22 protein-coding genes and 1 pseudogene are annotated in these 19,537 nt (G+C 70.7%); 11 read left to right on the top strand and 12 right to left on the bottom strand.

Going from position 1 to position 19,537, the window contains the following annotated elements:
* The first annotated feature begins 7 nt into the window (after positions 1-7).
* Together C6W10_RS37520 and C6W10_RS26435 are read left to right on the top strand one after the other, a co-directional pair.
* On the top strand, positions 8-178 hold the full coding sequence (locus tag C6W10_RS37520) for a hypothetical protein (protein WP_159104755.1): 171 nt from the start codon (positions 8-10) through the stop codon (positions 176-178).
* Between the two features lie 125 nt (positions 179-303).
* On the top strand, positions 304-1,476 hold the full coding sequence (locus C6W10_RS26435) for a phage major capsid protein (RefSeq protein ID WP_107261452.1): 1,173 nt from the start codon (positions 304-306) through the stop codon (positions 1,474-1,476).
* Between the two features lie 970 nt (positions 1,477-2,446).
* Here C6W10_RS26435 and C6W10_RS37515 read toward each other — a convergent pair.
* Complete coding sequence (locus C6W10_RS37515; RefSeq protein WP_159104754.1) at positions 2,447-3,133, bottom strand: hypothetical protein; 687 nt, start codon at positions 3,131-3,133, stop codon at positions 2,447-2,449.
* 908 nt (positions 3,134-4,041) lie between these two features.
* On the opposite strand from C6W10_RS37515, the gene C6W10_RS26425 reads away from it, so the two are divergent.
* Positions 4,042-4,239 (top strand): AlpA family transcriptional regulator, encoded by a 198-nt coding sequence (locus C6W10_RS26425; protein ID WP_234361437.1) that lies wholly within the window; start codon positions 4,042-4,044, stop codon positions 4,237-4,239.
* A 58-nt stretch (positions 4,240-4,297) separates the two neighbouring features.
* Here the strand turns inward: C6W10_RS26425 and C6W10_RS26420 are convergent, their stop codons facing one another.
* From C6W10_RS26420 to C6W10_RS38785, 5 genes are all read right to left on the bottom strand, one after another.
* A complete protein-coding gene (locus C6W10_RS26420) occupies positions 4,298-4,480 on the bottom strand; it encodes a hypothetical protein (protein WP_107261449.1) in 183 nt (60 codons plus the stop codon).
* An 11-nt stretch (positions 4,481-4,491) separates the two neighbouring features.
* The gene (locus C6W10_RS26415; protein ID WP_107261447.1) at positions 4,492-5,103 is read right to left on the bottom strand and encodes a DUF2637 domain-containing protein; all 612 of its coding nucleotides are present in this window, start codon (positions 5,101-5,103) and stop codon (positions 4,492-4,494) included.
* On the bottom strand, positions 5,100-5,666 hold the full coding sequence (locus C6W10_RS39780) for a helix-turn-helix domain-containing protein (protein ID WP_107261445.1): 567 nt from the start codon (positions 5,664-5,666) through the stop codon (positions 5,100-5,102). The genes C6W10_RS26415 and C6W10_RS39780 overlap by 4 nt, the downstream gene beginning before the upstream one ends.
* A gap of 137 nt (positions 5,667-5,803) precedes the next feature.
* Entirely contained in the window at positions 5,804-5,983 is a 180-nt protein-coding gene (locus C6W10_RS26405) for a hypothetical protein (RefSeq protein ID WP_107261443.1), read from the bottom strand.
* A 135-nt stretch (positions 5,984-6,118) separates the two neighbouring features.
* On the bottom strand, positions 6,119-6,301 hold the full coding sequence (locus C6W10_RS38785) for a hypothetical protein (protein WP_234361436.1): 183 nt from the start codon (positions 6,299-6,301) through the stop codon (positions 6,119-6,121).
* A gap of 189 nt (positions 6,302-6,490) precedes the next feature.
* On the opposite strand from C6W10_RS38785, the gene C6W10_RS26395 reads away from it, so the two are divergent.
* The 6 genes and pseudogenes from C6W10_RS26395 (at position 6,491) to C6W10_RS26370 (ending at position 11,012) form a co-directional block, all read left to right on the top strand.
* The gene (locus C6W10_RS26395) at positions 6,491-6,676 is read left to right on the top strand and encodes an AlpA family transcriptional regulator (RefSeq protein WP_159079517.1); all 186 of its coding nucleotides are present in this window, start codon (positions 6,491-6,493) and stop codon (positions 6,674-6,676) included.
* Positions 6,677-6,762: 86 nt separating this feature from the next.
* The gene (locus tag C6W10_RS26390; protein ID WP_107261437.1) at positions 6,763-7,281 is read left to right on the top strand and encodes a hypothetical protein; all 519 of its coding nucleotides are present in this window, start codon (positions 6,763-6,765) and stop codon (positions 7,279-7,281) included.
* A 150-nt stretch (positions 7,282-7,431) separates the two neighbouring features.
* Positions 7,432-7,698, top strand: coding sequence for a hypothetical protein (locus tag C6W10_RS26385; protein ID WP_159104752.1), 267 nt, complete (start codon positions 7,432-7,434; stop codon positions 7,696-7,698).
* An 82-nt stretch (positions 7,699-7,780) separates the two neighbouring features.
* A complete protein-coding gene (gene metF / locus C6W10_RS26380) occupies positions 7,781-8,698 on the top strand; it encodes a methylenetetrahydrofolate reductase [NAD(P)H] (protein ID WP_107261433.1) in 918 nt (305 codons plus the stop codon).
* 64 nt (positions 8,699-8,762) lie between these two features.
* Positions 8,763-9,443: pseudogene (locus C6W10_RS26375) on the top strand (CDP-alcohol phosphatidyltransferase family protein); the annotation flags it as partial.
* A gap of 366 nt (positions 9,444-9,809) precedes the next feature.
* The gene (locus C6W10_RS26370) at positions 9,810-11,012 is read left to right on the top strand and encodes a DUF418 domain-containing protein (protein WP_107261431.1); all 1,203 of its coding nucleotides are present in this window, start codon (positions 9,810-9,812) and stop codon (positions 11,010-11,012) included.
* Between the two features lie 18 nt (positions 11,013-11,030).
* Here C6W10_RS26370 and C6W10_RS26365 read toward each other — a convergent pair whose 3' ends face one another.
* Genes C6W10_RS26365 through C6W10_RS26345 form a run of 5 tightly spaced genes read right to left on the bottom strand, consistent with a single transcriptional unit; the run spans position 11,031 to position 15,841 of the window.
* The gene (locus tag C6W10_RS26365; RefSeq protein WP_107261429.1) at positions 11,031-12,527 is read right to left on the bottom strand and encodes an NAD(P)/FAD-dependent oxidoreductase; all 1,497 of its coding nucleotides are present in this window, start codon (positions 12,525-12,527) and stop codon (positions 11,031-11,033) included.
* Positions 12,528-12,544: 17 nt separating this feature from the next.
* A complete protein-coding gene (locus tag C6W10_RS26360; protein WP_369938716.1) occupies positions 12,545-13,654 on the bottom strand; it encodes a glycosyltransferase family 2 protein in 1,110 nt (369 codons plus the stop codon).
* Positions 13,655-13,677: 23 nt separating this feature from the next.
* A complete protein-coding gene (locus tag C6W10_RS26355) occupies positions 13,678-14,511 on the bottom strand; it encodes a carotenoid biosynthesis protein (RefSeq protein WP_107261427.1) in 834 nt (277 codons plus the stop codon).
* On the bottom strand, positions 14,508-15,059 hold the full coding sequence (locus C6W10_RS26350) for a GNAT family N-acetyltransferase (protein WP_107261425.1): 552 nt from the start codon (positions 15,057-15,059) through the stop codon (positions 14,508-14,510). The genes C6W10_RS26355 and C6W10_RS26350 overlap by 4 nt, the downstream gene beginning before the upstream one ends.
* A complete protein-coding gene (locus C6W10_RS26345) occupies positions 15,056-15,841 on the bottom strand; it encodes a monooxygenase (protein WP_107261423.1) in 786 nt (261 codons plus the stop codon). Before C6W10_RS26345 ends, C6W10_RS26350 begins: the two co-directional genes overlap by 4 nt.
* 96 nt (positions 15,842-15,937) lie before the next feature.
* On the opposite strand from C6W10_RS26345, the gene C6W10_RS26340 reads away from it, so the two are divergent.
* Positions 15,938-16,591, top strand: a complete 654-nt coding sequence (locus C6W10_RS26340) for a phosphatase PAP2 family protein (protein WP_107261421.1) — start codon at positions 15,938-15,940, stop codon at positions 16,589-16,591.
* A gap of 31 nt (positions 16,592-16,622) precedes the next feature.
* Here the strand turns inward: C6W10_RS26340 and C6W10_RS26335 are convergent, their stop codons facing one another.
* Entirely contained in the window at positions 16,623-17,594 is a 972-nt protein-coding gene (locus C6W10_RS26335) for a DMT family transporter (protein ID WP_159104751.1), read from the bottom strand.
* 261 nt (positions 17,595-17,855) lie between these two features.
* Between C6W10_RS26335 and C6W10_RS26330 the strand changes: the two genes are divergently transcribed.
* The gene (locus tag C6W10_RS26330; RefSeq protein WP_234361435.1) at positions 17,856-19,100 is read left to right on the top strand and encodes a hypothetical protein; all 1,245 of its coding nucleotides are present in this window, start codon (positions 17,856-17,858) and stop codon (positions 19,098-19,100) included.
* The last annotated feature ends 437 nt before the right edge of the window (positions 19,101-19,537 follow it).

Genomic DNA, 19,537 nt, shown 5'->3' with positions numbered 1-19,537 from the left:
AAGACACATGGAGCAGCTCGTTACCGCACTTGCGCGGCTCGACACTGACGACCTTGACGCGATCATCGCTGAATTCTATGACCGGACTGAGCGATGCCTTGAGGTTGGCCAGGATGCTTGGGCGCAGGTCTATGCCGCTATTGCGGTCGCTGCCGTTGACGCGCTACAGGCCAAGTAGTCAAGGCACCACAGCTTTACCAACTAGTTAGCAACACCTGGGTAGCCGTCCCGGTCATATGGGGCGGCTTTTTGTTTCTAGCCCTGCGCAGTCTGCGCTTGGGCTTGCATCGGATTGGAGTACATGTGACTGATTACGTAGCGGAGGCGGAGCGTGTCCTTGAGATGCGCGCACGCGCTTTCGAGCAGCTTAAGGCTGTGCAGGCTGACACGTCCCTGAGCGAGGCTGACCGAGGTCAGCGAGCGGCCCGGATCAACGGTGAGATTGACGAGCTGGGCCAGGAGGCGGAGCGGTACGTCCGGGCTGCGGAGCTTGAGGCGGAGCATCGGGCGTTGAACGCTCACGCTGGCCGGCTGGCTGCCGCTGGTGCCCGTAGAACGCGAGACAGCGACTCGGACAGCGGCATGGAGTGGCGAGCGCTTCTCCCGAACCGGACCGAGCTGCGGGCCCTGAAGGAGTCCGACAACGCCGATGGCGGGTACACCGTTCCGACGCGGGTGTCCGGGCGGTACATCGATCTGCTGCGGCGGCGTTCGGTGGTGCTGCGGGCCCCGGGTATCAACGTGCTGCCGCTTACGTCGAACGTGCTGAGGCTTCCTCAGCTCGTAGCGTCGTCTGGTGTCGCTGGGCCGACGCCTGAGGCGACGACTATCCCTGAGGGGGATACGGAGTGGCAGGGGCCGGAGCTGCGGGCGTACGGCTACAAGACGATTCACCGGGCGAGTAATGAGATCTTGATGGATTCGGCTCTTGAGCTGCGCTCGATCCTTGCGGACACCATGACCCGGGATATCGCTACCCGGATCGATCTCGACAGCTTCGGTGCCGCAACAGGCCGAATCACTGGCTTCACCGCCGCCGGGAATCACACCAAGGTCGCTCTTGCGTCCGGTAGCACTACGGTCGCTTGGGATGATGTTGTGGGTGCGGTTGCCGACATTGAAGCGGACGGCGGTGCCGCTACCGTCGTGTTCGCTAACGGTGCTATGGCGAAGGCGCTGCGGCTTGAGCGTGAGAACGGCACCACTGGCGCCTACCTTCAGGGGACTGTGACGGGTAATCCGGCCCGGACCGCCCAGGGGCTGCCGATCTTTGCGTCTAACAATGTTCCGGCTCGGTCGGTGATCGTGGCGGACATGTCGCGGGTCTTCTTCGGTATCCGCAGCACGAAGCTCGATATCTCCGACGACGCCTACTTCGATACGGACGAGGTTGGTTTCCGTCTAGTACACCGTGCTGCCGGTCTGATTGTGGCTGAGCCGGACTCGGTGATCTGGATCGAAGCTGCGGCTAGCTAGTTGAGGAACCCCGATGGGCCCACGCTTCCGTTGGGCCCTGGGTTCTCAACGGTGCCGTACGTAAGCAACACCTACCCCCGCAGACGCACACCGCTCAGGTAGCCCGAACTTGCGGATGGCGCATCTCAAGAGGCTGATGGGCGGTCATCCGTTCGGCTGACAATTAGCGGGGCCAAGTAGCAGCGAGTAGCAAGGCGCCGATCATACGTTTCCAGTGGTTGCCACTTGTTGCCACTCCTTGCCAGGCGGATCACCCCTTAGTCGTCTAGTCGTCCTACGCACAGCGCTCCGTGGGGTGGTTGCGGTTATACGCTAGCGCCCTTACCGTCAGTCCCGGTACTTGCAAGGGTTTAAGAGGTGACTGACGGACGGGCACGACCGCCTGTTTGTGCACATGGCGGATAGTGATCAAGGATCGTTGCGCCTTGAGGCGTGCTGGGCGGCTCTGAACTGTTCTGAGATGTCGCCAGTGCACATGGGGATGTGGAGACAGCCACACACGGTCAACTTGACGAAATCTCGAATGACTGTTGAAGTGTCCGCCAACAAGGGCAGGGTCACCCACGTAGGGCTCTGATGCCGGATGTGTTTACGGCGCCCAGATGGCCGTCTGGGCGCCGTAGGGGTGGCTCCGTCCTAGCAGCGTTACGAGTTGGGTCTCAACTACAGTTTGGAGCGCACTTGGCGACAGTAGGGGGCAGGAAGAAGCGAGTCAACAGGCGACAGCCCCAGCCGCGCAGGCGCAGGACGAACTACCTGCGGGAACTTCCCCCGCTGATTCAGGCTGTTGCGGCGTTGGTAGTCGCGCTGAGCGCTGCGGCGGCACTGATCAGGTAGAGGGCGCGGGGCGGTCGGCTCTGGTGTAGAGCCGGGGCCGGCTGTCCATCCAGAGCGGTCTAAGGGCCCCCATCGCTGCATCGGTGGGTTCCGGTTGGACGTCAATGCATCGTCGGACGCGGGTTGGGGTCCATCACGGGCAAGCTGGCCGCCCCTGCGGCCCAGCAATAACCACTTCTGCTAAGTACTCCATATCGGACTCGTCGCAGTATTGACGATCCTTGATCTCAGCTTCAGGGAGGCGGATAACAGATTTCTTTGCTGGGTCAAAAAAAACGTATTCGCCGTCTTTGCGTTCGAGTACGTATATTTTTTTCGGCGTTCCCGAAACCGTCGCCCGCTCGGGTGGTAGCCACATTCCTGGATACACGAACGGCATTAGGGCAAACAGGGCTATGGAAAACATCCCGATCTGCACGAAGCGTTTGCCTACGGGCTTCGGAAAGTCAGGGGCGAGGCGCTCGGCAGTTATGTCTGTCGTGACGAGGTGTGGAAAGGCGATTAGCATCATGGCCGCGATTGCCCAATCCCCGCTAGGAAACCCCATAGCAATCGGCACCATGAAGAATGGCAGACCCACGTACGGCGCAAGGACCACTAGAGTCGCGTGCTGCTCTCGCTGAATTGTGGCACGGCATGCCAAGCGGGCGAGGAGTACGCCGAATAATATCAGGAATATAGGAAGCGTCAGCAGGAGTGCGGCGTATATCAATTGAGCTGGTGTGGTATGCAGCATCAGTGCCGAAGCCACACCGAGATCGAAGGACGCGACCAGCCAAGCCCGTAACGCGAAGGCCGGTACGGCCAGCAGAGCCAGCATGCCAGCCAAGTCCCGGACTTGAGCCAGACGAACGTCCCACGCTGTCGGCTCAAGCGTTGACAGCGGCTCCCTTGAGTAAGGGGGCCGCTGCCGGTAGAAGCGGGATGGCAGACGCCGATCGGCTTGCCGAATCCTCGTCACGATCGTGACCATAGCGAGGCAACGCAACCCTGCCCGGCTACACCGGAGCCACCCCGGCTCTCCGGCTACGGCCGTTGATTGCGGCTAGGTTCCCCCTCCGGCCAATACGGCGCCCTGGGTGGAACTGCCCAGGCAAGGAACCGCGCGAACACGGCGGCAGCGTCAGGGCCCGGGTTTGGTCGGAGCCGGTGGAGGTCGGCTAGAGCCTCGTAGAGGTTGCTTCCGAGGTAGACGGCTAGCGCTGTCCGGTCGTCGGCGTACTCGGCCAGCAGCGATGCTCGGGCCGGGGGACACGGCCAGGGGACACCGGGGCAACTATGGCAGTACCACAGTGGCCGGCTGGGAATGTGGGACCGAGATCCGCTCACTGCGGTTCCCTGCCGGGCGGAACGGCTACCCGACACCACGCTAGCCGCACGTAGTGCCACGTCTCCCGCACTGCTTCACATCCGTCGGGGTCGAGCAGGTAGCCGCGCAGTAGTAGGAAGCCATCCCGTGCCGAGGTGTCGCGGGGTACGACTGTGACCCGTAGCCGGAGGTCCCCGAGGATGCGCGGTGTCGCGTCGTAGGGCTGGTAGTGGTGCCCCTCTGGTGCGTAGAGGGTGTCACCTGGTGTTACGGGCTGTCGGGCGCGGGGGAAGCTAGGTGACCGGTTGGGTTTTGGGGCGCTCTCACTGGGCATGCCCAACCGTCCCACCGGCCTTTACGAGTCGTCAAGAGGGGCTACATGACGTGTCGTAAAGGGTGGCCCGTCGGAAGGTCTGCCGGTGACCGAGGAAGTGATGGCGATGGCTGAGATTGCCGACTTCCTTGGCATCTCTCGGCAGCGGGCTAACGCCCTGGCGGACCGGGACGACTTCCCGGCGCCGATCGCACACCTGACGGTTGGCCGTGTCTGGGCTACGAAGGATGTTCGGGCGTGGGCCGAGAAGCGCCGTAAGGATCTTGAAGGCGAACACGGCTGACCGTAGTAGGTGCCAAGGACCCCGGAAGCCCGGGGCCCTTGTGCCAGCCGTGGTGGGCTCAGTTGATCGCTTCGACCCGGGGAACCTCCCACCTCATGTAGAGCCTGTCTCCGTCCTGTTCCACGTCGGTGCAGACAGCTTCCGCCGGAACCTTGCCGGCAAGCTCCGTCAACTCCTCGGGTGCGAGCGGCATCTCTAGAACGGCGACCCATTCGCCCGGGTTCTCTTCGGTGACCTTCATAAGGGTGGCTCCTAACCAGCGTTGAGGACGGTACGGAGGTAGCGGGGGGTTATGCCGAGGGATGCTGCCACTTGCTCCCGGGTGGTTCCGGGCTCGGCAAGCATCGCGGCGGCAAGCTTCCGGGTCTCTGTGGCCGGTCGCCGCTTCCTAGACAGCTTGTGATCCTCCCGAGGGGTGGACGGCGGTCCCGGATCTACCGGCGGCTGTACGGCTGTTTCAGGCTGCGGCGCGGCTTGTTCCGCCGGTCGTTCCGCCGGAAGTGCCGGGGAAGGCTTGCCGGACCGGGCTAGAACCTCCACCGTGAGCAGCAGAGCAACCGCCGGCCACGCCGACACGACGCGGGACACCGGGTCAGGGTCGGCAACGATGACGTTCGCTGCCAGGGACGCGGCCACCCCGACGAGGAACGCCAACCAGGCAGACCAGCGGGACCGGCGGCCGTCCCCGAGTGCCAGCGTCGCTACGAGAATCATCCCGTCAACGGACAGCGGCAGCAGGGCCGCCAGCAGCGGCGACTGTCCGGCCCGTAGCGCAAGCTCACGCATGTGGTCGTACGACGCGACAGCGGCAATCACCGTGACGGCAACGGTTCCGGCGATCGACGCGACCCGGCGAACGTTCACGCCGCACCGCCGAGACCTTCACTGCGGCACGGTCCACAGTTCCCGGCAGGGCTGCCCCTGTGCTTCGGGCACTGGTCGGCCCTATTCGCTACCGGTAGAGCGGCACCTCGCCGCTCCGGGTACCCGTACGACTGCCGTTGCGGGGGAGTGTTGGGTTTGATCCACTGGCGCCAGTTCCGCGCGGCAGCGCGGCCCTTCAACTTCGATTGATCTTCAACAACTTCAGGTGACACGCTACGGCTGTCACCCCTCGGCCCGTCATCCGTCACCCCCTGGCCCTGGTCGTCACCCCCGGCTCGCTGTCCCGACACCAGCCGGTAGACGCGGGTGGCGATGTTGGCGACCTGGCGCACGGCTAGGCGGCCGAGCTGCACCAGCTTGGCAAGGCACCGCTGCACGGTCCGGGTAGAGACACCCGCGTAATCGGCAATCGTGGCGACCGAGGGCCAGGCGTCCCCGTCGCGGTTCGTGTGAGCGGCGATAGCTACCAGCACAAGCCGTTCATTGGGGCGAAGATCCTTGGAAGCGAGCAGGGCCGCCTTCACGGCGGCAGCTCCGCCCATGGCGGACGTAGGTCCTACAGTGGTCACGGGTCAGGACTCCGATCCTGATCAAGCCCCCGGACCAGTGTTCGCAGCACTGCCCGGGGGCGCCCAACAAGGCGCAGGTCAGAGCCGCACAGTGTCTGTAACTCCGACCGTCACGACACCTCGTGCCGGCTGACCGTCGGTACGCCGGACGCGGCGCAGAGCTGCTCGGCCACCCGGAGCTGACTCCAGCCCCGGGCGAGGCGCAACTCGGTCAGCAGCGCGCCGAGTGAGCCCGGTGCGGCCGGGTGGCGGGACGCGGAGTCGTGCGGCTGGTGCTCTGGTCGGGGCATCGGCGGTCCTTCGGCGCGTGACGATCTGACGAAAGCTGCTGCTGACCCCCGCGCACGACCCCGGAGGCGGCGACGCCACCTCCCTGCGCGGCTCAATTCCTACCGCCCGGGTACGACGTTCTCGTGTCATCGGGCTCAGTGGAGAGGTTCCCGGGCAGTCCATGCGACGAACCGCTGGAACAGGATCTTGGGCTCCGGTGCCGGGCTGGGGCTGAGCCGGTGCAGGTCGGTCAACGCCTCCATGAGCTGTGCCGACATGTACAGGGCGAGTCCGACCGGGGCGTTGGAGAATTCGGCCCGCAACAGCAGTCGTGCCACCCCGCACGGCCATGGTTGGCCGGGGCAGCCCGAACAGTGCCACAGCGGGCGCCTGGGCGAGTGCGGTCGGAGTCGGAACGGCATCGGGCGCTCGGAGATCGGTAGCTCGTTCGGGGAAGTCATAGCCCCTAGTGTTGACGTCGTAGTTGTCGACGTCAACGGCAAGTGCAGTTGCTTAGCGTCGGCCCTGTGGAGGAACTGGTCGGAGTGGCGGAGATCCGCGACATGTTGGGCGGCAACCTGTCCCGACAGCGAGTCCACGTCATCACCAGCCACCGAGACTTCCCGGCGCCGATCCAGAAACTGAAGATGGGCAACGTCTGGTTGAAGCGGGACGTCGAGGAGTGGATCAGAAAGCGGCAGGCTGCCGGATAGAGGGAACCGACTCGGGGTCGGGGCCAGGGAGAGATGGGGATCATCCCCGATCACGCCGCCCCGCCTCCGGCCTAGCGTCGGAGGCCATGTCCAGCTTCGTACCGCAGACCGCTGACCAGCGGGACGACCGTGTTCCGACCCGGTGGACCCGACCGGTGCAGAACCTGACCCTCGTCTGCTCACTCCTCTTCGTGGCCGGCACGGCGCTACAGAACTTCGTGGTCATCGACCTCCGGGCGATGGAGGAGATGATGCGGCTGGCCGGCTCCACGCAGGCACAGGCGCAGGCCGACGCGCCCGGCTTCCTGACCGGGTTCCGGATCGTCGGCTGCGTCTACCTGGTCGGCAACGCGGTCGGCCTGCTCGCCAGGACCGGCCGGACCTGGGTCTTCTGGACGGCACTGGCGGTGAACGTGACCCAGGCGGCCGGTCTGGTGATGATCCCGCCGGAGGTCTTCGAGGCCACCCGGGACCGGTTCGGCGTGCCGGGACTGCTGCCGTCGTACGTCACGGACGGCGGGGCGGCGCTGCTCGCCGTCGTACTGCTGGCGGTCCTGCTGCGGTACCGGCGGCCGTGGGCGTACCGGAGGATCCCGGCACCGTAGCGCGGCGGCTGGCCCCGACGCTGGCCCCGGGGCCAGCGGGCTGGCCCCGCCCCGCTGGCTCCTCCACGGCGGCCCGATCCGCCGTTCGATCGGCACCCGACGGCACCACCGACCGGCGGTGTCCGATCGAGGAGTCGAGGAGTGCCCGTCGTGCCCAGCGAGTTGCCGTTCGACCCGGAGGACCCACCCGACGAGCCACCGCCCGAGGTGGTGCACCCGATGGCCTGGCGGCTCGCCATACGCCTGCACCGGGAGCACAGTCCACTCCCCGCCGAGCCGGGGAACAGGCTCTCCGGCCCGGCCGGACCGAACGTCTGCCGTGCCTGCGCCGACCCCTGGCCCTGCCACGGCCGGCAGATCGCCGTACGCGGACTGCTCGCGGCCTGCCGCGGCCCGCAACATCGTGGTGACCGCTAGATGGGACCGAAAAGCGGACTTCCCGCCCCCAACAGGGCCCAATGGTGCGGGACCAGGCCGGCCCGACCGGTAGAGTCGCGGCGTGGCGCTCGGTCTTCCCTCCGTCCTCCCCGACTCGCGGCCGGCGATCGGGGACCTGGTCCGTGGTCCCTCGCCGACCTTCTCCTTCGAGTTCTTCCCGCCCAAGACGGAGAAGGGCGAGCGGCTGCTCTGGCAGGCGATCCGCGAGCTGGAGTCGCTGCGTCCCTCGTTCGTCTCGGTCACCTACGGTGCCGGCGGGTCGAGCCGGGACACCACCGTCGCGGTGACCGAGCGGGTCGCGACCGAGACGACCCTGCTGCCGATGGCGCATCTGACCGCCGTCAACCACTCGGTCGCCGAGCTGCGCAACGTGATCGGCCGGCTGGCCGGCGCCGGGGTGCGCAACGTGCTCGCGGTGCGCGGCGACCCGCCGGGCGACCCGATGGGCGAGTGGGTGCAGCACCCGACCGGCGTGCTCTACGCCGAGGAACTGGTCCGGCTGGTCCGCGAGGCGGGCGACTTCAGCGTCGGGGTGGCGGCGTTCCCGTACAAGCACCCCCGCTCGCCGGACATCGCCACCGACACGCGGTACTTCATCCAGAAGTGCCGGGCCGGAGCCGACTTCGCGATCACCCAGATGTTCTTCGACGCCGACGACTACCTGCGGTTGCGCGACCGGGTCGCGGCGGCCGGCTGCGACACCCCGATCCTGCCCGGCGTCATGCCGGTGACCCAGCTCAGCACGATCGAACGCTCCCAGCAGCTCTCCGGGGCACCGTTCCCGCCCGCGCTGGCCGCGCAGTTCGACCGGATCGCCGACGATCCGGAGGCGGTCCGCCAACTCGGCATCCAGCAGGCCAGCGAGATGTGCCGCCGGCTGCTCGACGAGGGTGTGCCGGGGATCCACTTCATCACCCTCAACCGGTCGACCGCGACCCGGGAGGTCTGGCAGAGCCTCCAGGCCGGCGTCGGAGTCTGACCGGATGCGGCCCGGGCCGGAGCCGCAGGCGCGACCTGGGCCGCCGTCCGGCGGTTGAGCCAACGTGGGCAACCGGTTGACGTGGGACGAGTACGCCAACAAGTGGGCGCGGCTGCACGGCGGCTTCGACCCCCGGATGGCCACCACGTCGGTGCGCCGCTGGCTGCGGATGTCGTACGTCCTGGGCTGCTTCCTCGCCCGGCTGCACGTGTCGCCGACCGCGGTGACGGTGCTCGGGGTGCTGCTCTGCGTCGCCGTACCCGTGGCGGTCGCCCAGTCCCGGCCGGGGCCGCTCGGGCCGCTCCTGGCGGCGGGGTTCGTGCTGCTCGCCGCCGTGGCGGACAGCATCGACGGCGCGGTCGCCGTGGTCACCGGCCGGACCACCCGACTCGGGTACGTCTACGACTCGCTCGCCGACCGGGTCGGCGAGGTCTGCTGGCTGATCGCCTTCTGGCTGGTGGGCGCCCCCGGCGTACTGGTGGTGGCGGCCGGTGGACTCTCCTGGTTGCACGAGTACACCCGGGCCCGTTCGGTCTCGGCGGGGATGAAGGAGATCGGCACCGTCACCGTCGGGGAGCGGCCGAGTCGGGTCAGCGTCGCCGTGGTGGGACTACTGGTCGCCGGGCTGGCGCACCTGGTCATGCCGGAGCTGGCGGCCGGCACGATCACCCTGGCAACCGCCGTCTGGGTGCTGCTCGGCTTCTTCGGCATGGTCCAGTTGCTCTCGGCGGTCCGCCGGTCGCTGGATACCGGCCGGGAGTCGACCGGCAGGGGAGCGGGTGGCGGCGACCCGGCCGGGCAGCCGTCCGCCGGTCGGCCGGTCGGTGCGGAGTCGTCCGGCCGGCACCCGATCGGGGAGGCGCCGACCGGCGACGAGATCCTCCCCGGCAAGGAACTGGCCCGCCGCGAGCCGACCGGGATGGAACTGAGCCGCCGCGAACCGCCCGAGTGACGTCGACGCTGCCGCCGAGGCTCCGAGCGGACGGCCCGGCACGGTGAGCCGTTGAGCCGGTGAGCTGATCGGTCGTCGATGCCGGCGACCGACTTTGGTCGATCCGTTACCGACCGAAGCACGACGAGAACCGGTACCCGACCCTGGTTGGCTCTGGGCATGACAGCGCACCGTCGCCCGGACCTGACGGACCAGCCCCCGAGCCGGCCGACGACGTCGAGTGCGGCCCGCCCGGCGCCACTGTCGACCCGCGCTCTCGGGCCCGACCTGGCCCGCGGCTTCATGCTGTTGTTCATCGCCCTGGCCAACTCGCACTACTTCCTGCGCGGCGCATCGGTGCTGGGTGGCTACCCGCAGGACGGCTCGGCCCTCGACCGGGCCGTCACCTGGCTGCTCGCGACCTTCGTCGACGGTCGGGCGTTCCCGATGTTCGGGCTCCTGTTCGGGTACGGGGTCGCCCGGATCGCGCACCGGCAGGAGGCACTCGGGCCACGGGCCGTACGCCGGCTGCTGTGGCGACGCAGCCTGGTGCTGGTGGTGGTGGGTTTCCTGCACGCGGTACTCCTCTACGTCGGCGACATCCTGGCCGCGTACGGGGTACTGCTGTTCGCGGGCGCCTGGCTGGTACGCCGCCGGGACCGCTGGCTGCTGTCGACGGCCGTCCTCTTCTTCCTGCTCGGTGCGCTGCCGGGGGCCGACTCGTTGACGATCAGCACCGACCCGCCGCACGTCTCGATGCTTCCGCCGGACCCACTCGCCATGGTCGTGCAGCGTGCTCCGGTGTCGCTCTACGTCGCCCTGCTCGGGCCGCTCGGCTTCGCCTGCCCGTTCGCGCTGGGGCTGTGGGCGGGGCGCCGACGCGTGCTGGAGCAGCCGCAGCGACACCGGAGGCTGCTGCGCGGCACGGCGGTGGCCGGGATCGGCGCGGCGGTGCTCGGTGCCCAGCCGATCTCGTTGATCCTCGCCGGTGTGCTGGCGGTGCCGGACCGGGCGACCCTCGAACTGCTGGGTCCGCTGCACGACGCGACGGGGCTGCTCGGCGGCCTCGGGTACGCCGCGCTGCTGTCGCTGGTCGCGGCCCGGCTCCAGGCCCGCCACCCCCGGCCGGTGGTCGACGCGATCGCCGCCACCGGCCAGCGCTCCATGACCTGCTACCTGGCCCAGTCGATCGTCTGGGCCGTCACCTTCACCCCGTTCCTGCTCGACCTCTCCGGCACCCTCACCGTCGCCGGCACGGCGGCACTGGCCGCCACGACCTGGCTGGGTACCGTGCTGCTGGCCGACTGGATGCGCCGGACCGGACGGCGCGGACCGTTCGAGGTGTTGATCCGGCGGGTCACCTACCGGCAGCCGCCAGGCTGAGTCTCCGGCGCGGGCCGGTCAGGCCGGGCCGATCTCGGCCGCGACGATCTGCGCGGAGAGCGCCACCATCGGCAGGCCGCCGCCCGGGTGGGTGGAGCCGCCGACCAGGAAGAGGCCACGCGCCGGACCCCGGTTCGCCGGCCGCAGCAGCCCGCCGACGCTGCCGTGGATCGCCCCGCCCGGGGCGCCGGCCGCGCCGGCCAGGTCGGCCGGGGTACGCACCTGTCGGAAGAGCAGCCGGTCCCGCACCTCCACACCCCGGTCGGCGAGCACCTGGAGCACCCGGTCGGCGTAGGCGTCCGCCAGCCCCGGCCGCCGCCAGTCGACCCCGCCCAGCGTCCGCCCCTGCCGGGGCGCGTTGACCAGCACGAACCACGCCTCGTGCCCGGCCGGCCGGACCAGCGGGTCGTCCGGCACGCTGACGAAGACCGTCGGGTCGGCCACCGGGCGGGCCGGTACGCCCCGACCCGGATCGCCGAAGACCGCGTCGAACTCGGCGTCGTAGTCGGTCGGAAAGAAGACGTTGTGGTGGGCCAGGCCGGAGTCGCCGCGCACCCCGAGCAGCAGTACGAAGCCGGCCAGGCTGCGGTCGGCCAGCCCGGCCAGCCGCTCCGGGGTCGGCAGCAGGTCCCGATAGAGGGTCAGCGCGTCGGTGTTCGCCACCACCACGTCCGCCGGTACCGGACGTACGGCACCGGCCAGGCGTACCCCGTGCACCCGGCCGCCGGCCGCCTCGATGCCAGTGACGGTGCTGCCGGTCGCCACCACCACCCCGAGGTCGAGACAGCGGGAGAGCAGCACGTCGGCGATGGTGCCGAGCCCGCCGCGCGGATACCAGCCGCCGAAGGTCAGCTCCGCGTACGGGATGGCGGCGAGCACGGCCGGCGCCCGGCGCGGATCGGCGCCGGTGTAGGTGGCGTACCGGTCCAGCAGCATACGGAGCCGAGGGTCGCGCAGGTAGCGCCGGCCCAGGTCGCGCAGGGTCCGGCCGGGTGCGATCGCGGCCAGGTCGCCGAGCCGCCAGGCGAGCCTCGCCAGGTCCCGGGGCGAGTCGACGGGGCGACGCAGCACGTCCCGCCAGGAGGCCGTCCAGATCCGCTCGGCGCGGCGCCACAGCCGCCGCCAGTCGTCGGCGGCCGGCCCGCCGAACCGCTCGGCGATCCGGGCCGCGAAGACCTCCGGATCGGCGCCCGAGTCGAGCACCGTCGCCGCAGAGGTGGCCGACGACGGGAAGACGTGCCGGACGATCGGGTCCAGCGGGGTCAGGTCGAGGTACTCGTCCAGTTTGGCGCCGGTCGCCTCGAACAGGTCGGCGAAGACCTGCGGCAGGGTGAGCAGGCTGGGGCCGGTGTCGAACCGGAACGTCCCGAACGGCGTCTCCCGGGCGTACCGGCCGAGCTTGCCGCCGACCACGTCGGACCGCTCGTAGACGGTGACCTCGTGGCCGAGCGCCGCTGCCCGGGCCGCGGCGGCCAGCCCGCCGACGCCGGCACCGATGACGACCACCCGACTCACCTACGTACGCCCCCTCGTCAGCGCACCGGTCGGCCCCGCCAGCTGAGCCGTCCCCGCCTTCGCAGATGGTACGACCGGATGGTGAGCCAACCGAGGAGCGCGACCGACAACGGATGTGCCAACGCGTCCGGCCAGCCCCGGCCACCGGTCGCCCGGGCGCTGACCAGGCGTCCGAGCACCCCGAACAGATAGCCGAGCAGTGCCGCCAGGGCGACCGTCGGCGCGCCGCCCAGTGCGGCGCCGACGGCGAGCAGCGGCGGCAGGGCGTACAGCAGGAGCAGCAGCAGCACGACGGCGGTGGCGCCGGCCGGCGACCCGAACGCGGCCCAGAGCGACTTGGTGTAGCCGTCCCGCAGCTCCGGCCAGGAACCGTACATCCGGCACTGCGCCAGCCGGGAGCCGTCGGCGAGCGCGATCCGGCCGCCGGACCGCTTCACCGCCCGGGCCAGCTCGATGTCCTCCAACACCCGGTCCCGGACCGCCGCGTGCCCGCCGGCCCGCCGGTAGCCGGCCCGGTCCAGCACCAGGAACTGGCCACCGGCGGCGGCCAGGCTCGGCCGGGGCGAACGCTCCATCGCCGCCAGCGGCAGGAAGGTCAGCCAGAGCCACTGCAACAGCGGCTGGACCAGCCGCTCGGCCGCCGAGCCGGCGACGATCCGGGGGTACGCGGAGAGCAGCACCGCCTCCGCCGACCGGAGCGTGTGCACGGCGGCGGCGACCGCGTACGGGCGAAGCGTCACGTCGGCGTCCACGAAGACCAGCACCCGCGCCTTCGGGCCGGCCCGGTCGGCGAGCTGCTGGCAGGCGTACGGCTTGCCGAGCCAGCCCGGCGGCAGCGGTGCACCGTCGAGCAGGCGTACCCGTCGGTCACCGGCCGCGACCGCCCGGACCACCTCGGCGGTACCGTCGGTCGAACCGTCGTCGAGCACCACGATCTCCAGCTCGGGTACGCCCCGCTGGGCGAGCAGCGCCCGCAGGCAGGGCCCGACCCGGGTCGCCTCGTCGCGTACCGGCAGCAGCACCGCGACCGGCTCGTCGGTGCCGGCGGTGCCGGGCGGGGGACGGCGCAGCCAGCGGTTGGCGTTCAGCCAGGCGTGCCCGGCCAGCAGCCCGAGGACGGCGGTCAGCGCCCAGGCGGGCAGGGTCCCGGTCACGCGGGTGCGGCGGCACCGGTGCGGGACCGTCGCCGCTGTCGGGCCAGCCGCACCGCGAGCGGTACCGCGACGACCGCCATGGCCAGCCCGCCCCAGCCGGCCGACGCGGGCAGGTCGAGGAAGACCGCGTGCGCGAGGAGGCTGCCGGCGTAGGTCCAGAGGTAGAGGGCGTGCATCGGGGCGTCCCGGTCGGCGGCGAGCCCGGCGGCCCGGCCGGCGACCGGCCCGAGCAGCGCCATCAGGAGTACGGCGAAGACCAGCCAGCCGAGGTAGTTGCTGATCGGCACGTCCGGCACCCCCGGCAGGGCCGGGTCCGGGTCCCGCCAGCTCCAGTAGCCCTCGGCGACCATCTGCGGGTCGAGGAAGAGGTCCCAGCCGGCCAGCCCCACGGCGGCCAGGGCGACCCGACCCGCCCCGGGCCGGGTGAGCCGGACCGCGGCGAGCCAGGCCGGCCAGGCCATCCAGGTCCAGGCGAGCGGGATGATCAGTGGTACCCCGGCCAGCTTCGGGCCCAGCTCGCCGGAGTAGGCGTACCCGCCGAACGGTACGCCGGTGGCCACGCCGAGCGCCTCGACCGCGAGCCCGCCGCCGGTGGTGACCAGTACCAGCCCGGCGGCCACCCGCGATCCCCGGGTGAGCAGGGCGTGGCTCACCGACAGCAGCCAGCCGAGGCAGACGGTGGCGACGGTCAACCGGGCCCGATCGGCGCCCCCGGTCAGCGGATAGCCGATCTGCGCCAGCACCAGTACGCCGAGCAGCAGCCAGCTCAGCCGCCCGGCGGCGGTACCTCCGGCGGCCGTACCTGCGGTGGGGGTGCCGCCGGTGGTCATCGCTCCGGCGCGGGGAGCGGCAGCTCCCGGCCGAGCACCGCGAAGGCCCGCTCGTCACCGGGGAAGCGGAAGTCCCGCAACACGTCGACGAAGCCGAACCGGCGGTAGAGCCGCCAGGCCCGGGAGGTCCGCTCGTCCGCCTCCGGGGTGGAGAGCAGCGTGGTGCTGCCCTCGGCCATCCCGAGCAGGGCGCGGAGCTGGCGGGCGCCGAGCTGGTGCCCCTGGGCGGCCGGACGGACGTGCAGCTCGACCACCTCGAAGCAGTCGGCGAACCAGCTCTTGCGGGCGTCGCCGGGCAGCGCGTTGTACACCTGGTCGTGCCACCACTGCCCGGGGGCGGAGAGGTACCCGTAGCCGAAGCCGACCAGGTGACCGTTGCTGCTCAACGTCGCCACCGCACGGAACCCGGGCCGGCGTACGTGGGTCGCGATGTAGCCGCGGCGGGCCTCCAGCAACTCGGCCCGATATCCCATCGCCTCGCCGTAGACCGACACCACCTCGTCGAGCCGCCGGGCGAGATCGTCCGGTTTCCACGGCACCAGCCTCATGGTCGTCCGCTCCTCACTACCTGACCGCTGCCGGGCTCCGGGGCACCGCCGGATCCGACCCAGCCGAGCACCGCCGGGTCACCGGCGAGATTGCATACCTCGAACCGCGCGAACAGTTCCTCGGCGTACCAGCGTTGCCGGGGCGTACGAGTGATCGCCGCGCGGTGCTCGGGGGAACGGTACGCGAACTGACGCAGGTACGTCGCGTTCCGCCACACGCTGACCGTGCCCTGCCAGCCGAGCGGCGCCTCGCCGATGCCGAACCGGGCCAGCAGGCCGGACGCGTCCCGCAGCGCGGCGGCGACGGGCGGGACGGCCCGCCAGAAGGTACCCGCGCGCAGCGGTCGGAGCCGGGCCCGGGTGAGCGCCAGCACCGGCCGGTCCGGCGCGGTGCGCGCCGAGGCGCCGTCCGGCCCGGACGGGGGTACCCCGAACGGCTCGACCCCGGACCACCGGCCCCGGCTGGCCAGCGGGGCCAGGTCGAGCCGGGCGCCGGCCAGGGCGATCCGCCGCCAGGCCCGGCCGACCGGTGACTCGTCGAAGGCGGCGGCCCGCTCCGGGTCGGCCCAGACGGCCAGCGCGGCCCAGCGGGTCAGGTCGGCGTCGGTGGGCCCGAATCCGGTACCCGTGCCGGTGCCGAGCAGCTTGCCGAACCGTACGCCGGGAACCGCCCGCAGCCGGCGCGGGTCGACGGCCATCCGGGTCAGCGCCCGGGGCAGGGCGCGCGGCGGCACCCGCCAGACGTGCAGGGTGACCAGCGGTACCGGCTGCATGGGCTCCATCTTGCCTCCCCGTTCGGTGGACCTGACCAAGGTCGTACGGACCGGATGACCTTCGACCGGGGCGGCGGGCCGGGCGAACGACTACCTTGATCCACTATGACGGTGTTGCGGCGGATTCTGCTGGTCGTGCCGATGCTCCTGCTCGCCGGGGCGGCGGTGGCCCTGCTCGCCCCGGGCGGGCTCGGCGACCCGCAGCCGCAGGTGGTGACCGAGGGACCGTCCGCGCAGGCGTACCGGGGGATGGTCGGAGGCGCCGGTGAGCTGCCCGGCTGGCTGCACGGCCTGGGGGAGTACGGCGCCGCCGGTGGCCTGCTCGTCCTCGCCGCCCTGCTGGCCCGGGTCGGCTGGCTCGGCTGGCGGCGCAGGCGTACCCCGGACGCGCTCGGCGCGCTCCTGGTCGGCCTCGGCACGTTCCTGGCGTACCTGGTCAGCGAGGCGGTGAAGCTGGTCGTGGACCAGGAGCGGCCGTGCCGGGCGTTCGCCGACGTGGTGACCTGGGTGTCCTGCCCGCCGACCGGGGACTGGTCGTTTCCGAGCAACCACTCCACGCTGGCCGGTGGGCTGGCGGCCGGGCTGGTGCTGCTGGCGCCCCGGCTCGGGTACGTGGCGGTGCCGGTGGCCGGTGCGGTGGCGGCGCTGCGGGTGGCGGCCGGTGTGCACTATCCGCACGACGTGCTCGCCGGGCTGCTGCTCGGCGCGGCGGCCAGCGTCGCCCTGCTGATCGCGCTGCGGCCCGGTCCGCGCCGCTGAGCGTGACCGGTCACCCGGTCCGGCGGGCCGGTCAGCGGGGTACGGCGACCACGTCGGGCGCGGGAACGGGCGGGACGTCGACCGGTGAGGCGGCGATCCGGGCCGTCTCGGCGAGGGCGACCCCGGCCAGCACCAGCAGCCCGCCGCCGAGCTGGGCGGCGTTGAGCGCCTCGCCGGCACCGAGCGCGATCCAGGCGACCGTCGCGGCGATCACCGGCTCGATCATGCCGAGGATGCCGACGCTGGTCGCCGGCAGGTGCCGCAGTGCGCCGGCGACCAGCAGGAAGGGCAGGATCGAGCCGAGCAGGACGACGTACCCGCAGAGCAGCGCGACCGGCACCCCGCCGCTGGTCTCGCCCAGCGGCGCCCAACCGCCGGTGCCGTCGGTGACCGCCCGGGTGAGCAGCCCGGCCACGGCCGCGGCGCCGAACGCCCAGGTGGTCAGGGCGAGCGTGTCGTGCCGCTCCACGCCCCGGGCACCGAGCAGGTAGTAACCGGCCAGCAGTACGGCGGCACCGAGGCCGGCGAGTACGCCGAGCCCGTCCAGTTTGAGTTCTCCCCAGACCTCGGCCACGCAGGCCAGGCCGGCCAGGCTGAGGGTGAGCCCGACCCAGAGCCGGGGACGTACCCGCTGGTGCTGCCCGAACCGGGCCCAGAGCGCGACCAGCAGCGGCGCGGTGTACTCGAACAGCAGCGCGATGCCGACCGGCATCCGGGAGATGGCGACGAAGTAGAGCATCGGGGTCAGGAAGAACCCGGCGAGGCCGTAGAGGAGCAGCAGCGGCAGTTGGCCCGGGGTGATCCGGAGTCGGCGGGCGCCGGGCCGGAGCAGCAGGCTCAGCGCGAGCAGCCCGGCGAACGCTCCGGCGGCCCGGATCAGGGTCAGCTGCGCGGCGTCGACGCCGGCCCGGAGTACGAGCTTGGAGACGGTGCCGTTGACGGCGAACAGTACGCCCGACGAGAGCACCATCACTACGCCGAGGGCGGGTCTGCGAGTCGTCACCGGGAGAGGGTAGCCGGGGATTGGTCAGGAGCCGAATAGCTTTTGGTCATTACCACCCGGGTGATCGCCGGTTGCTGGGCGGTCGGTGGTCGGTCGGTGGCTGGTCGGTGGCCGGTTCGAGGGCGAATTCATCGATGACGTTGACTTGATTGAAACGATTCGATACGTTGCCGACGTTGGGAAAGGGCTTTCCGATCCGGCCCGTCCCGCCGGTGCGGCACCGGCTTTCCCGACCACCGTTCCCCCAGCTCAGGAGGACCAATGACGCTCACCACCACCACCAACCGGAGACCACCCGACCACCGGTCGCGACGACGCGGCCGGCGAGCCGGCCTGGTGCTGGCGCTCACCACCACGCTGGTCGGCGCCGGCACCGCGGTCGGACTCCCGTCCATGGCGGCCACCGGCGACCAGCGCATCTCCGGCGAGGCGCCCGGCCTCTACGCCGCCGAGTGCGGCAGCGGTTCGTACAACGCCGAGGCGGTGCTCAGCGGCAGCACCTGGACCGCCCGCAACGGCGGCAGCACGGTCTACACCGGCAGCGACATGCGCTCCGCGGTGCAGGCCGCGGTGAACAGCCTCTCGTCGGGGCGTACCTCGAAGCAGCGGGTGGTCGTCCGGGGCTCGGGCTCGGTGAGCGCCAACTCCCGGATCTCGCTGCCGAGCTACACGGTCCTGGACGTCTGCGGCACGATCAACGTGACCGGCTCCGGCTCCGGAGACCAGGCCCCGGTCTACGCCCGGGGCGCCACCGACGTCGAGGTGCAGCACCTCAACCTGACCGGGTCGCCGCTCTACGGCATCTTCATGCGCAACGTGAACAACCTGACGCTGGGCCAGATCGACATGCGGCTCTCCAGCGGTCTCGGGGTGCGGATCGACAACCACGGCGGCGACCGGGCGGTGAAGGTCCGCAACATCCGGATCGACAACGTGTACGTGCAGGGCACCCGCAGCCAGGGCGTGGAGACGTACGGGGTGGACGGGCTGACCGTCGGCACCGTCACCGCCCGCAACGTCGGCGAGTCCGGGCTGCTGCTCAACGACACCATCAACGCCAACATCGGTACGGTCGACGCGGACAACGCCGGTGCCGGCACCGGGTACGCGGCGTTCCGGATGGCCAACCGCAACGGCCGGGTGGGCAGCAGCTACCCGACGAACATCCGGGTCGGCAACGTGATCGCCCGGGGTGGCGGGCGCGGCATCTTCTGCGTCTCGGAGAGCGGCGGCGCGGTGATCGACCGGGTGACCATCTCGAACACCGGCAACAACTCGATCCTGATCGAGAACTGCTACAACGTCACCATCGCCGGGCAGTCCGGGACGGTGACCGGTGGCGGCGAGGTCCGGATCGCGGCGCGCAGCGAGTTCCCGATCTCCTCGGGCATCACCTTCCAGAACCTGACGGTGACCAACACCAACATCAGGCAGAGCCCCTGCGGCGGCGCCAACAACGTGATCCGGAACGTCACCCGGAACAACTCCACACTGACCTGGTGCTGACCCGTACCCCGGCAGCTTGCGTTTTTGTCGGTGCCGGGGTGTACTCTCTCCAGTAGTTAGAACGAGTGTTCGATTGGGCAGGGTTCGATGCGAGTCGGCCCGCCGACCGGGTGCTCGGGCTGACGCCGGGGGCGGCGTTCGCGGCGTAACCCCCGAGTGCGGTTTCGCGGACCGCACGGGATCCGGATCCGCGAGTCCGGGCCCAACCAGGCAGGATCGTCGTCCGCCGCCCACGACCCCCGGGCGGCGGACGACGAACCCGCCGGTCGGCCGGCCGGGTGTGGTGTGGGGAAGCGTCCACATCCGGCCGGCCAGACACCGGTGCGTCTTCCTCCGCAGCCGGTTAGCTCGACGTGATGCGTCGCCCTCGGCCACCGCGCTGGCGTTGACCAGCGTGGTCGTTCCGGCCGACAACGGCGACGCGGTGAATGGGTGAC

The organism is Plantactinospora sp. BB1 (assembly GCF_003030385.1).
Classification (GTDB): domain Bacteria; phylum Actinomycetota; class Actinomycetes; order Mycobacteriales; family Micromonosporaceae; genus Plantactinospora.
Note: the sequence above shows the minus strand (reverse complement) of the source record. Positions and strands in the feature narration are given on the sequence as shown.

What these genes read in the sequence shown, in the direction of transcription:
- C6W10_RS26405 (WP_107261443.1), bottom strand. Translation starts at nt 5,983, where the DNA reads ATGCCCCGACCAGAGCACCAGCCGCACGACTCCGCGTCCCGCCACCCG.
- C6W10_RS39780 (WP_107261445.1), bottom strand. Translation starts at nt 5,666, where the DNA reads ATGGGCGGAGCTGCCGCCGTGAAGGCGGCCCTGCTCGCTTCCAAGGAT.
- C6W10_RS26345 (WP_107261423.1), bottom strand. Translation starts at nt 15,841, where the DNA reads ATGGAGCCCATGCAGCCGGTACCGCTGGTCACCCTGCACGTCTGGCGG.
- C6W10_RS26355 (WP_107261427.1), bottom strand. Translation starts at nt 14,511, where the DNA reads ATGACCACCGGCGGCACCCCCACCGCAGGTACGGCCGCCGGAGGTACC.
- C6W10_RS26340 (WP_107261421.1), top strand. Translation starts at nt 15,938, where the DNA reads ATGACGGTGTTGCGGCGGATTCTGCTGGTCGTGCCGATGCTCCTGCTC.
- C6W10_RS26330 (WP_234361435.1), top strand. Translation starts at nt 17,856, where the DNA reads ATGACGCTCACCACCACCACCAACCGGAGACCACCCGACCACCGGTCG.
- C6W10_RS26390 (WP_107261437.1), top strand. Translation starts at nt 6,763, where the DNA reads ATGTCCAGCTTCGTACCGCAGACCGCTGACCAGCGGGACGACCGTGTT.
- C6W10_RS26420 (WP_107261449.1), bottom strand. Translation starts at nt 4,480, where the DNA reads ATGAAGGTCACCGAAGAGAACCCGGGCGAATGGGTCGCCGTTCTAGAG.
- C6W10_RS37515 (WP_159104754.1), bottom strand. Translation starts at nt 3,133, where the DNA reads ATGCTGGCTCTGCTGGCCGTACCGGCCTTCGCGTTACGGGCTTGGCTG.
- C6W10_RS26350 (WP_107261425.1), bottom strand. Translation starts at nt 15,059, where the DNA reads ATGAGGCTGGTGCCGTGGAAACCGGACGATCTCGCCCGGCGGCTCGAC.
- C6W10_RS26370 (WP_107261431.1), top strand. Translation starts at nt 9,810, where the DNA reads ATGACAGCGCACCGTCGCCCGGACCTGACGGACCAGCCCCCGAGCCGG.
- C6W10_RS37520 (WP_159104755.1), top strand. Translation starts at nt 8, where the DNA reads ATGGAGCAGCTCGTTACCGCACTTGCGCGGCTCGACACTGACGACCTT.